Origin of the sequence: Bacteroides sp. HPS0048 (assembly GCF_964240755.1) — a bacterium.
GTDB lineage: Bacteria > Bacteroidota > Bacteroidia > Bacteroidales > Bacteroidaceae > Bacteroides > Bacteroides nordii.
In genome coordinates this window covers 25,575-38,838 of record NZ_CAXSVC010000026.1, presented here as the reverse complement: position 1 = coordinate 38,838, position 13,264 = coordinate 25,575, and the positions used below count along the sequence as shown (strand labels likewise).

General features: G+C 40.1%; 7 protein-coding genes. 3 read left to right on the top strand and 4 right to left on the bottom strand.

The genetic code is table 11. The features are described from left to right. Positions 1–71: 71 nt before the first annotated feature. The 4 genes from ACESQI_RS17840 to ACESQI_RS17825 all read right to left on the bottom strand — a co-directional run bounded on the left by ACESQI_RS17840 (position 72) and on the right by ACESQI_RS17825 (position 5,532). Positions 72–1,331: an ABC transporter permease gene (locus ACESQI_RS17840; protein WP_002562225.1), complete on the bottom strand. Its 1,260-nt coding sequence runs from the start codon at positions 1,329–1,331 to the stop codon at positions 72–74. Continuing rightward, on the bottom strand, positions 1,331–2,512 hold the full coding sequence (locus ACESQI_RS17835; protein WP_002562224.1) for an ABC transporter permease: 1,182 nt from the start codon (positions 2,510–2,512) through the stop codon (positions 1,331–1,333). Before ACESQI_RS17835 ends, ACESQI_RS17840 begins: the two co-directional genes overlap by 1 nt. A gap of 353 nt (positions 2,513–2,865) precedes the next feature. Continuing rightward, positions 2,866–3,858 (bottom strand): HlyD family secretion protein, encoded by a 993-nt coding sequence (locus tag ACESQI_RS17830; RefSeq protein WP_007487285.1) that lies wholly within the window; start codon positions 3,856–3,858, stop codon positions 2,866–2,868. A gap of 204 nt (positions 3,859–4,062) precedes the next feature. After that, complete coding sequence (locus ACESQI_RS17825; RefSeq protein ID WP_002562222.1) at positions 4,063–5,532, bottom strand: TolC family protein; 1,470 nt, start codon at positions 5,530–5,532, stop codon at positions 4,063–4,065. Positions 5,533–6,095: 563 nt separating this feature from the next. Between ACESQI_RS17825 and ACESQI_RS17820 the strand changes: the two genes are divergently transcribed. The 3 genes from ACESQI_RS17820 to ACESQI_RS17810 are packed head-to-tail and all read left to right on the top strand — an operon-like array spanning position 6,096 to position 13,243. After that, positions 6,096–9,560 carry a SusC/RagA family TonB-linked outer membrane protein gene (locus ACESQI_RS17820; protein ID WP_373126619.1) on the top strand — a complete coding sequence of 1,155 codons (3,465 nt, stop codon included), beginning with the start codon at positions 6,096–6,098 and terminating at the stop codon, positions 9,558–9,560. Positions 9,561–9,598: 38 nt separating this feature from the next. After that, complete coding sequence (locus tag ACESQI_RS17815) at positions 9,599–11,350, top strand: SusD/RagB family nutrient-binding outer membrane lipoprotein (RefSeq protein ID WP_320908738.1); 1,752 nt, start codon at positions 9,599–9,601, stop codon at positions 11,348–11,350. An 18-nt stretch (positions 11,351–11,368) separates the two neighbouring features. Next, the gene (locus tag ACESQI_RS17810) at positions 11,369–13,243 is read left to right on the top strand and encodes a hypothetical protein (RefSeq protein WP_320908737.1); all 1,875 of its coding nucleotides are present in this window, start codon (positions 11,369–11,371) and stop codon (positions 13,241–13,243) included. Positions 13,244–13,264 lie beyond the last annotated feature (21 nt).

Here is a 13,264-nt window from a genome sequence, read left to right as displayed (position 1 = left end):
GCGATCATCTGTGTTTGGTTGATAACGAGTTTTACTTTTGATACCCTCTCTATTGATGGCGAACTCTTTCCTTACTTCTCCCTTCTCAATTCTCCCTTCTCCCTTTCTTTCAGCTCTTTATACCGCTCGATCGCGTGTTTGCGGCTCATCAAAATCTGCCAGCGATATACGAGGCAAGTGGTAAGGAAATAGAATCCGGTTTGCAGCCACAAGGCTTTGTATTCAAATGCTACTTCGCTAAGCGTACCTCCCATATTGTTGATGCGTACAAACCCATTAATGCCGAACGTTGACGGGAAAATATAGGAGAAGTACTTCCAGAACGGAGGGATGGCGGCTCCCGGCCAGGATATTCCCGAAATGAACAGCAGGGGAACGGAGGTGAATACGAAAACCAACATACACGTCTCCCGGTTGCGGATAGCTATGGAAGCGGTCATGGCAAAAAAGATACAGGCTGCCAGATAGGGCAGCATGAACAGTGCCAGGGTACCGGGTTGCCCGATTTGATTCAGACTGAATATGCGCGGAACTACGCAGAGTACATATACTGATACCAACGAATAAACCATGTAGTAACTCAATCCCTTCCCCATAACGATACGCAATGTTCCGTTATAGTGGCGGTTGATGGGTACAAGATCTTTGAAACGGTTGTTCTCCCGGGCAGTTCCTGCCGAGAGACCGATACCAAGCAATAATGTCTGTTGTATCAGCAGAATCAATACGGCCGGGATCAGGAAAGCGGCAAAACCATTGGTGGGATTGAACAAGGCGACATCTTCGTACTCTATCGGATAACCGGTGATTTCGTCCTGTCGGGCAGTGGTGTTGCCCGCGCGTTCTATCTTGATGTCCCGGTTCATATCCAGAGACACGGCTGTATTGGCAAGTAGCATACTCTTGTAATAGAGCAATCCGCTCATGTCACAATAGATGCTGACTTGTGTTTGCTTGCCCCGTGCAATATCCTGGCTGAATTCCGAAGGGATATAGATGATACCATAAGCCAACCGGTCTTTCAACATCTGTTGTGCCTCTTCCATATCGGCACAGTAGGCCACAATATTGATATCCGGAGTAGCGTCTACTTTCCGCAGATACTCACGGCTTAGTGAGCTTCGCGAAGCATCCACGACAACGGCAGGAACTTCGCGTACCACTTCGTTCGTATAAATGAATCCGTAGATGAGCGGGTATACCAGTGGTACGAGTACAAAGAAGATAAGTACCCCCTGGTCACGGAAAGTAGTACGGAACTCTCGCAGCCAAATGTAAAACAGGTCGTTGATGCCTTGTTTCACTTTCTCTTTGAATGTTATATCTTTCATTAGGGTACGTATTTATAGTATATCAATGCTTCTTTCAGGCGGTGAACCACCAGGAAGGGGAGCATCATGAATATCAGTAATGCCATATAGTTGGGCCACGAATAGGCCATACTGTAACCGTTGAGTGCCTGGTCTACATAGATCAGGAAATAATGGCGCAGCGGAAACAGGTTGCTTAATGCCTGAAGAATCGGGTGCATTGCCATTACCGGGAATGAGAAGCCGGAAATGGAGAACGAGATAACTCCCCATAAGGAAGCAAAACTCAATCCGAGACGCAGTGTTGGCAGTGTACCTATCATCACCACCCCACAACATTGGGAAGCAAGCACCAGACAAAGGGTAGCCAGTATCATGGGCAGGATGCCGCTGTTGCACGGGAAATGCAGAAAACCATACAGGTACACATTATAGAAGATACCCATAATGAAGAATATCACCGTGTGGGGCAGTAACTTACCCGCCAATGCAATGTATATGGAGTTGTTACTCATGCGAAGCCATTCACGGGCGGTGCGGTCTTTTATTTCCGTACCGATGGAGTAGACGGTGATCATGAATATCATCAGCATGAGTACGCCGGGTACCAGTGTGTTGCACAGATAAACGGAGTAGTTCAGCCAGGGATTGTTCAGCGGATGTGTATCAATCACAATGGGTTGCAACAGAGCCATTGCCTGGTCTTCGGTAGCTCCTTTGGCATAAAGTACCGAACGGCCGGCAGCTCCGGCCGCCAGTTCGCTCATCATCTTCATATCTTTGAAGAGTAATGAACCGGCTATGAGATAGGAATTGTTGGTATAGAATGAAATCTTGGGCTGACGTTGGCTTTGCGCATCTGCCGATAGTCCTTTGGGGATATAGAAGAAGCCATAAATCTTTCCTTCCTGCACGGCAATACGGGCATCGGCCACGCTTCCGTAATGTGCTACTACTGCCGTCTGTCCGAAAGCATCCAGATTACGGATCAGATTTCGGGAGGTGGCTGACTGGTCCATATCTACCGCACCTACAGGCAGGTTGGTAGGCAGCCCCGAATCCATAAGTGTAGTAAAGAATATGTAGCAGAACAGCGGTGCAATAACCATGCAAAAGAGATAAAGCGGACGTGACACGAGGCGGCGACATTCGCGCTTCATGACCAGCCACAAGGCTATGTATTTCTTTTCTCTTTCTTTCATATGAATAGTGTTCTAATTAATAATGTGTCAATTGGATAATATGCCAATATACCAATATGCCAATTAAATAATATAAGTAATCGTTCATCATTATATGATGCTATTATTGAAACGCAGAAACTCGCAGATTCACGCAAAACATATCATCGCTCAAGTATAGCGCAGCTATTTAATCTGCGAAAATCTGCGATTATTTGCGTTTCAATAAAACGCTGTCATAGTACGAACTAAATTTGAAGTACTACTTACCAATATATTACGCGACAGCAGTACACCTTCCTTGCCTTATTGCACAGCATCATAGCGCAGCCAATTGGCATATTGGCACATTATCCAATTGGCACATTATTCAATTATTTCTTAATAATCACCGACATGCCCGGGCGCAACCCTTCTACAATTTCCATGGGGCGGGCACGTACTTCAAAGGTCTTCAAGTCAAACTGACCGGTTGTCTTAGTTGCTTTCCAGGCTGCATAAGTACCCAGGTCTTTCATATAATCTACCTTTAGTTTGATGGCTTTGTTGTCCAGTGCAGGAACAATGGCCTCAAATTCTGCTCCCATAGTGAGGTTCTTCAACAGGTCTTCGCGTACGTTGAAGGTTACCCACATATCTTTCAGAATGGCAATGTTCATGATGGGGGCTCCGGTACCGACTAACTCACCTACTTTAGGGAATATTTCGGAAACCTCTCCAGCCGCTTGTGCAATGAGGAAAGTCTCTTTAACGTAAGACTCTACTTCTGCCACAGCTCCTTTAGCACGTTCTACAAGAGCGGCAGCAGCCATTTTATCTTCACGTTCGGCACCGTTCTTCGCCATTGTGTATTGGGCTTTTGCTGCTTTCTCTGTAGCAATAGCCGCATTACGTTGTGCAGTCACTTCATCTAATTTCTGTGCTGGCATAACTCCTTGTTCAAACAGGTTTTTAACCCGTTTGTATGATTTCTCGGCAATATCAACACCTGCCTGAGCCTTCTGCCACATTTCGTATGCAGCCTGTATTTGTTCCTGGCGTGCTCCTTTGATTGCTTTCTCATTTTGTGCCTGTGCAGCAGCTTCTGCGGCACGTGCCTGCTCCATTTTTGCAGCAATGTCCGGTGCTTCAAGAATAGCGAGGGTATCTCCCGCTTGTACGGTTTGTCCTTCCTTTACACGAAATTCAAGGATACGTCCCGGGACTTTACTCGATACACGATATTCATCTACCTCTGCCTGCCCTTGGATAATCTCCGGTCCTTTGCGGAGCATGAAGAAACCAACGACTGCAACCAATGCAATAACTCCCAACAGAGTAAGAAATGCAAGCAGCATATTGCTGTTCTGTGATTTTTGTGATGCCATTGTTATTTAGTTATTTAATTGACAATTGACAGTTGACAATTGACAGTTGCTATGCAGGTGTGCAAAACAACTCGTTTTCAACTATTGTTATTTACTTATTTAATTTACAGTTTACAGTTATTTAATTTACAGTTTACAATTGACAATCGTAAATTGATAGTTGACAGCGCAGCTAACTGTCAATTGTCAATTGTCAACTGTCCACTATTTAAGTGTTCCTAATGACTTCTGTAGATATATCTCCGTCAGTTTTACATCTATCTGAGCGTCTATTTTCTCTGATTGGGCAGATAGCCAGGCGGTCTGAGCTTCGAGTACATTGCTGGTAGCTATAACACCCTCTTGAAATCCCAAACGGGCATAGCGCAGATTTTCGTCTGCCTTCTCTTGATTCTTTTCAGCCATTACCAGTTTCTTGGTGGCCTCGTTTACTTTAAAGGCAGCTTGGTTAACCTGTAACTCTATTTTTTCTTTCGCATCCTCCAACTGATATTGTGCGATGCGGGATTCTGCTTTTGCCGCTTTTACTTTATACATTCCCTCTCCCCAGTGCCAGATAGGTAATTGTACCATAACACCTACATTCCACATTCCTTTGAATTTATTTTCAAAGCCGTTGAAGACAGAAGGGTTAGTAACCATGTAGTTTCCCATTAATGCTACCGAGGGCAGATGTTCGGCACGGGTTACGTTTATTTTCTGCTTATATATTTGAGTTGCAAGTTCCAGGCTACGTATCTCCGGACGATTGGCATAGGCAGTGGTCATGTCAAATTGTGCATTTGATTTTAACAGCGGCAAATCTTCTATATTTTCATCAGCTAGCATGATAGGAGTAGTTAAATCAAGACCACATAGTTGACAAAGCAACATTCTTGAAAGACTGAGTCCGTCCTCTACTTTAGTCAGTGTCATTTCGGCTTCGTTTACTTTCACACGTACAGATAATCCATCGGCTTTAGTTGCTACCCCTTCGGCAATCATCTTCTCTACATCGCTATCTAATTTCTGAAGAAGCTCTAGATATCCTTCCGCCAATTTCTTCTTATTTACCAGTGAAACCACTTGCCAGTAAGCCTGATCTGTACTTAAAATAACTTCTTGTAAGCCAGAATGGTGTTGCTGGCGCGCCAGCTCTTCAGCATATTTAGTGATTTTGTTGTAAGCACGGATTTTACCTCCCATATAGAGGGGTTGTGTCAAGGTAATGGCACCTGCATATACATTTCGGGTGTCAGTGCGAAAGGCATCTACCAAAGATTCTCCTGCTCCGTTGAGAGCAGGGATCATTTCGTTTCCCATTTGTGTGATGACCGGGGCGAGCTTTTGTGCTAATTCAGGGGGGAGTTGTCCTAAAACGGCTTGTCCTGCTTGTTGTAAAGGACCTCCTATACTGGTTCCTAACCCTGATAACGCACCCTTTTGAGCATCATTTAATAGCGAAAACTCTTTTTGATTTCTCATGTAGGCTCCCGTTGCCGAGATATTGGGAAGATAATTGGTAAAAGCAGCTTTTCGCTGGTAATGTGCAGCATTTATTTTCTCATTACTGATGAGTAACTCTTTATTATTAGCTAAAGCCAATGCACGGCAACTATCTAAGTTGAGTATACTCTGTGCTTTTGTTGAAAAGAAAATGTTTAGCAGAATTGTCAGAATGAATAATTTTTTCATTGCATCTTGCGTATTATAAAGGTGATACTTCTTTTTTTACAACATAAAATTCAACTACTTTGTTTATGAAGATTTCCTGTTTTTCTCTTGCGATTAGTAGAATAATAATTGCATAAACAACGAAACAAAAGTAGAGGCTTTCTATGAATTGACAAAATGATTTAAGTTTTTTTGAGTATAATAATTGAGTATAATAATAAGGATACTTCTTTTATAGGATAATAAGACGGAATTACGGAACTAATGATAGATACTATTTTTTGTATGTTGATCTTACTCATCAAAGGATTTACTTTACTTAGTTTGCTACATTTATTTTTCAATAATCAGATTTGGGTATAAATAATATAATAAAATACTTTTCTTGTTTAGTATCATTTGTTTTTGGATTGTAATATTAATATATGACCTTAAAATGAGAATTAAAATTAATATATATTGTTTTATATTGAATAATGAAGAACATGAATGAAAAAAGTTAATGGAAGAAAATTTGTATTTAGTACAAAATGTACATCTACGATTAAGGTAATAAGTATTTTGTTAACGTTAAAAAATGCCCAATGAAAAAAAATCTAAAGTACAAGATTGAACTCTTGTTGTTTTCCCTATTTCTTTTTGTTCCATTCTTTACGTATGCTACAGCACAAAATGATGTAACAATAAGTTTGGATTTTACGAATGTTCCTTTAAGTAAAGTATTGAATGAGATCGGTCGTCAAACTTCACTACGTATTGTATACAATACTAAAGATGTGAACCCTGACCAAATTGTTTCAGTGAAAGTGAATTATCAGAAATTATCTTCTGTTATGGCGAATTTACTGGAAAACACTAATGCAACATTTACGGTAAAGAATGATTATCTGGTGCTTTATTCTTCTAAAGGTACTAATGCTGTAAAAGAAGTAGTTCAACAGAATAAGCGTATTATTAAGGGTCTGGTTTCTGATGAATTTGGAGAACCACTAATTGGCGTGAGTGTATTAGTGAAAGGTACTGCTACGGGAACTATCACTGATGTTGGTGGAAATTACTCTATAGAGATTCCAGATGACAATGCCGTACTTGAATTTAGTTATATAGGTTATCAAAAAACGCGATTATCAGTGGCCGGTACTACTTTATTTAATGTCGTTATGAAAGAAGATGCTCAGATTTTAGGTGAGGTAGTTGTAACAGCTATGGGCATTGAACGCGAGGCTAAGTCATTGACGTATGCTACTCAAACAGTAAAAGCTGAGGAAGTGACACGTATTAAAGAACCGAATTTTATTAATTCTCTTCAAGGTAAAAGTGCTGGTTTATTGATTACCCCGAATAATTCAGGAGCTGGCGGGGGATCTACAAAGATTGTATTACGTGGTCAGACTTCTATTTTGGGTACCAATCAGCCATTGATTGTTTTGGATGGTGTGCCGATGTCTAATGGCATGAGTGAACAAGCTACAGAATTAATGTCGGGAGCTGCCAGAGATGGTGGTGATTTACTTTCTACCATTAATCCGGATGATATTGCTTCTATGACAATTTTAAAAGGTCCGAATGCGGCTGCTCTATACGGTAGTTCTGCTAATAATGGTGTAATAATAATTAATACCAAGGCAGGTGAGCAAGGTTCGGTAAAAGTAAATGTTTCAAGCTCTACTTCTGTAGAAACATTATTCATGTATCCTAAAACCCAACAGGTTTATGGGCTAACTCCGAATGCAACATTAGAAGCTTGGGGACCGAAGATTAACGATATGACAACGGATGATATCGCTTCACAACCTTATTATACAGCTAATCCGCGTGATCCGGTGAAAGATTTTTTCGATGTGGGATTAACATTGAATAATGGCGTGACATTGAGTGGTGGTACAGAATTGGCCCGAACTTATTTCTCTTATAATAATACGACGCAATTTGGCATGGTACCTAATAATAAATTCAGTCGTCACAACTTTATGTTCAAAGAATCTTTTTCTCTCTTTAATAAAAAATTGGATATTAGTACTAGTTTGAATTATATTCATCAAAAAACGACTAACCGACCTGTGATTGGACGTGTATTAAGCCCATTACATGCACTTTATAGAATGCCATCTAATGTAGATATGCGTTATTTCCGTAATCACTATCAGCATACAGGAACTACTGCTGATCAGATGGTATATGATACGGCGCGAGGTAATCCTAAATTGGCGGGACAACCCATTCAGACGTGGTATTGGTACGATCAGCATCTGAATAACCCTTATTGGTTAGCTAATATGATGAACGATGAGGCTTATAAAAATCGAATACTTGGGAATTTGACAGCTAGAGTAAAAATATGGAAAAGTGTTGATTATCAAGCACGTGTTAATGTAGATATGACATTGAGTTCCGGGTTGAATACAGAATATGCTACGTCAATGCGTGAAGCACAGGGAAAAGGTGGTAAGTATTGGACTTCAAGTGGTAAGTCTGTAGATATCTATAACGATCATATGGTGACTATGAGTGAGCGTTTTGATGATAAAATAGACTTGAATATAGCTTTGGGTGCCAGCCTTTCGCGCTCATATAGTCGTTCTCATAATATCACAACTGAAATAGATACGGCAGGCATCCCAAATGCATTTGTTCCACAAAATTCGGCCTACAAACGTCCAGGTAATCCGAATGGTAGTGCTACACGAGCAGAAGATACATACGATTATTCTGATTGGTCGGCTGCTACTTTCGCTACGGCTTCAATAGGTTTTTGGGATAAAGTATATGTAGACGGAAGTTATCGTTTGGAATGGGCACAATCTTTTCAGCAGTTTGTAAAGCCTGCTTCCGGTTATACCTCATTTAATTATTATTCTGCTGGTCTTAATATTTTATTGGATAAAGTGCTTCCTTGGGATATGCCTGCTGTAAACCAGATGAAGTTGCGTGGAAGTTGGTCGGTTGTTGGTAACCCGATTCCGAATCAATTCTATGCTCGTCAGCAATACAATTTCAGTGATGGTAGTATATCTGCCCGTCCGCCTACATTCGATGATCCTAAACCCGAAACAACTACTGCCTATGAAACGGGATTAGAAGTTTGGATGTTTGACAATAAGTTCAATTTTGATATTACTTATTATAATGCTACGCTTAAGAACCAATTTATGAAGGTTACGACAAGTACCGGGGAAGAGAAACCTGTGAATACCGGTAAAATCAGAAATTATGGTGTTGAGTTTTCGGCTAATTATCGCTGGGCTATTACTCCTGATTTCCGTTGGACAACCGGCTTTAATATAGCCTATAACAATAATAAAATACTTGAAACGTACAAAACAGCGTCAGGAGCTCCTTATACAGTTCAGATAGGTCCCGTCGGTTTCAAAATTAAATATGTAGAAGGCGGTTCATTCGGTGATATTTATGTAAATAGTTTTGAGAGAAATGATGATGGAAGTATCGTGGTGAATAATGCCGGTGACTACGAAAATGCTGTGCCTGCTATGGCTTCTGGTAAATATGAAACATTTGTAGGGAATGCGACCGCCCCGGTTAATTTGGGTTGGAATAACACATTTACTTGGAAAAATCTAACTTTTTACTTTCTTATCGATGGCAAAATTGGAGGTAAGGTAATGTCTTTAACCGAGCCGGATAGAGATTATTATGGTCTGTCTGAGAGAACGGCTAACGATCGCTTGTCTGGAGAACGTGTCGTACAGAATGGGAAAGAATATATTTTGAAAGCATTACCTGATGGGCAGAAAGTTTCGGTAGAGAAGTATTATCGTACGGTAGGTTCTAATCCGATGGAAGATTATATCTATGATGCTACTAATTTTCGATTACGTGATTTGTCATTGGGCTACACTTTCCAGAATGTATTTGGAAAAGGACGTCACTTGACAGCTTCTTTTACAGTAAAGAATGTTTGTTTCTTGTACAAAAACGCACCTGTTGATCCTGATATTTCAGTTTCTGCCGCTAACGGTATGTCTGGAATTGATTCTTATTCTTTGCCTACGGTTCGTTCTTACGGCTTGAATTTAAAGTTAGATTTTTAATACTTTCATAACGCAAGAATTAATTAAAAATAGAAGATATGAAAAGAAAATATAAAATATTAATGCTTAGCTATTATTCTTTGGGGCTTTTTATGGCTATTGGACTGACTGGTTGTGGTGATAAATACCTTGATCCATATCCTTGGATTGTAGGTAGTCAAGAAGAAGTGAATGATTCTGAAGGAGAAGATGGATTGGGAGCTACGGATATTTCAGTTTTGGAAGCGGAATTAAAAGGTGCGATTCCTGAGATGATTGTTTATTTATCCAAAGGTCATGAGTATCAGTACCAACGTTCTAATTCCATTGATAATTATGCAGGATATTGGACAACCAGTCAGAATAACTTTACATTCGGTGGTCCGTTGCCTACATTGTATACTTATCCGAATAACTATTTGGGGGGGCCGCGTAGTAATGCTGTGTTTATACAAGCAAAGAACGCGATTTTCCATGCAGAGGAATTGGGGAAACCCGAATGGCGTGCGGTGGCATTGATTATTCAGGCTTATGTAGGTCATGAAGTAACTGATTTTTATGGATGTATCCCTTTTAACGATTGGAGAAATGTGAAACGTACTCCTCCTTTGGTCTACGAAAAGGGAGCCGATATTTATAAACAGATTTTTGCAGATTTGGATGAGGCTATTCAGATATTGAAAGATAGGCAACCATCTGCAGAGGAATGGAGCAAAATTGAAGACTCAAAAAGTACTTTGAGTAGAGGTGATTGGAAACGCTGGGTGAAGTTTGCTAATTCCATCAAGTTACGTATGGCAATGAATATCGTGAAATACGATGCTGCTAAAGCGCAATTACATGCCGAAACTGCTGTTAATGATGAAATTGGTGTTTTGACGGAAAAGGATGCCTACGATATCGGTTATTATTATGAGGACACAGCTGAAGATCATCCTTTGTATACTATTAGTAAAAGTTGGATGGATATTCGTTTAGGAGCCTCTCTAGAGAACATACTAAAGCGTTATGAAAATCCATTATTAGGTATTTGGTTTGATAAGAATGTTGCACCAATTAACACGAATACCGGAAATTTTTCAGGCATTGGAGAAAATCAGGATTATATAGGTATACGTCAGGGAGTGGCTATGATTAATAAGAGCAATGAACAGACTGGTTATGGCCCATTTTCTGCTTCTTCCAATTATCTTCGAACACTGCCCAAAGCCTACTTTAAGCGCGTAGAAGCTTTATTTCTGAGAGCGGAAGGTGCTTTGAGAGGATGGAACATGGGTGGTACTGCAAAAGAATTCTATGAAAAAGGTATTCGCTTGGCTTTTACTGAAAATAATTATAATGATGAGGCTTTTATTACCGAATACTTGAATAAAGAAACTGTCAAAGTCGTGGATTACCAAGATCCGTACTCTCCGGGTAACAGTATAAAGGGACGCGTAACAGCCAGCGTAAAGTGGAATGAAGGCGATACAGACGAACTAAAGTTGGAAAAAATTATTACGCAGAAATACATTGCTAATTTCCCGATGGGAGCTGAGGCGTGGACAAACTTTAGACGTACGGGATATCCGCGTCTTTTCCCTGTTAAATTGAATAATATGAAAGATGTGGATTCCGAATTACAGATTCGCCGTATTCCTTTAGTGGAAGATGAAAATAATAAACAAGAGTTTCAGGAAAGTATGATTCCGGCTTTGGGAGGTCCAAATACCGGAGGTACACGTGTATTTTGGGATACGGAGACAGAACTTCGAGGAGAGATCATTGAAGATGGTAGTCAGTGGCAAGTAGTGATTCCTGTTAATTTCTAATTCTAAAAAAAATAAGTGATGAAAAAATATAGAAATATATTCTTTTTAAGTGTTTTCTTTTTCTCACTTCTCTCCATAGTGGGATGTAAAGAAGATAATACTTTGGATGGGGCTGAAGAAGTTTATATTGAGATCAGCCCAAAGGATGGGTATATCATGCTGGGAGATACAGTTTCTCTGAAAGCTGTAGTTAGTAATGTGAGCGGTGATGTGATTGATACGCCTGTAAAATGGTCGGTGGATGATGGCCGGGTGTTGAAATTGGAAAATGGTAATATAACAGCAATAGAAGGGGCGCAAGGAAAAACTACTAATGTACGTGCTACCCTACAGAATGGGAAATATGCTATTTCAAAAATGACAGTGACTAATCATATTGTAGATGGTGTAGGAGCTTTGGTGGATACTTATTATTCTTATAATAATGATTTTGATACTATATGGTTTGTAGTCAACCCGAAGAATTTGTTGCTTGATTATGAACCTATAGTGGAGAATTCGAATAAAGAATTGGTAGTACCGAAGGCTACTGCTTTGAAAGTGAACAAAGAAGCCGGTATGGTGGGATATGCCTTCTCTTCTGCACGAGAGGCTGGGGCAGCTACTATTACTTTGTCTATCGGTCCATCTGGTAATGAGAAGAAAGCGTCAACGGAAGTAGTGTTGTGTCCGGTCGTAGAGGCTTCGTTTTCATCCGATTTTAGTTATCCTACTTATGAATACTATACAACGATGGATCTCAATGTAGAAGATACGGTTTGGTTATATACACGAGTAACTCCTGCTCAAAATACTGATTTGGAAAATGCCCGGAAGTTCTATAAATGGTCTGCTACGGGAAATGCCGCACAGTTGGTTAAGAGTGATGTAGAAGTTGTGGAATTTAGAGGACATGATGCTTATATTGTACTTCGTTCTGCCGCTTTTGAAGGGACCTCTCAGTTTAAATTTACTTGTTACGGCTCAGAAGCGACAGTCACTATTGATGTACAGGATTACAAACGTCGTTATCCGGTAGACAAGTTGTATACGGATAAAGAAAGTTATTCTGTGCCAATGGAAGCAACAATTTTGGTTATCCCATCAGTTGAACCTCTATCTTCTTATGCTTATCACCAGCCACATTTTACGGTTGAAGATGAAACGCTTGCTGAACTTCTGGGATATGACGGAAGTGCAATGCGTGTAAGGGGATTGAAAGAAGGAAATACTAATCTTATTATTACCTCAAATGATAAAACGATAAGAGTACCTTTAGAAATAACTGAAAAAGTGAATAAGATTATATGGGAATCGGGTAATCCGCTGACTATGTTTGTAGGAACATCTGTGAAATGGAAAGTAAAAGTTGAAACTGTATCCGGGCGCATTTATCCGGTAAGTTGGACTTCACTGAATAGTGATATTGCAGTGGCAGTACCTAATGAAGACGATTCATCTATAGCTACTATTACTGCATCCAGTGCAGGCCAGGCATATTTCAAAGCGGAAGCTGGTGGTAAAATTACAACTAATAGTCCTATCAAAGTACTTCCAATACCGAAAGAGGATATTGTTTTGACAGATAAGAATACAATTAGCGATGGTAATGCAGCCTATGAAGATTTCGTGGACAATGAGTCTGTATTGTCGGTAATACTTACCTCAAAGGATTCTGAATATGGTGTGTTTCGTATTTATATTCATGGTTTTGTATCAGGTTCCGATCCAACGGGTACTTATGATGCGACTACTTCTGTGATGACATTGGATGTTGGTGGAGCTAAAGCTGAAATTGTATCAGGAACTGTTTCTGTAGCTTATGATAACGATGGAACATCTATTATCAATATAAATGTGATAGTTAAGGTAGGAGATAAGAGATTTACTTTGAAAGCATCTATAGGATCATAAAAAGACATTATCCGGAAAGTA

Excerpts from the sequence above, each read along its gene's own strand:
- ACESQI_RS17840 (WP_002562225.1), bottom strand. The coding sequence starts at position 1,331 with ATGAAAGATATAACATTCAAAGAGAAAGTGAAACAAGGCATCAACGAC.
- ACESQI_RS17835 (WP_002562224.1), bottom strand. The coding sequence starts at position 2,512 with ATGAAAGAAAGAGAAAAGAAATACATAGCCTTGTGGCTGGTCATGAAG.
- ACESQI_RS17830 (WP_007487285.1), bottom strand. The coding sequence starts at position 3,858 with ATGGCATCACAAAAATCACAGAACAGCAATATGCTGCTTGCATTTCTT.
- ACESQI_RS17825 (WP_002562222.1), bottom strand. The coding sequence starts at position 5,532 with ATGAAAAAATTATTCATTCTGACAATTCTGCTAAACATTTTCTTTTCA.
- ACESQI_RS17820 (WP_373126619.1), top strand. The coding sequence starts at position 6,096 with ATGAAAAAAAATCTAAAGTACAAGATTGAACTCTTGTTGTTTTCCCTA.
- ACESQI_RS17815 (WP_320908738.1), top strand. The coding sequence starts at position 9,599 with ATGAAAAGAAAATATAAAATATTAATGCTTAGCTATTATTCTTTGGGG.
- ACESQI_RS17810 (WP_320908737.1), top strand. The coding sequence starts at position 11,369 with ATGAAAAAATATAGAAATATATTCTTTTTAAGTGTTTTCTTTTTCTCA.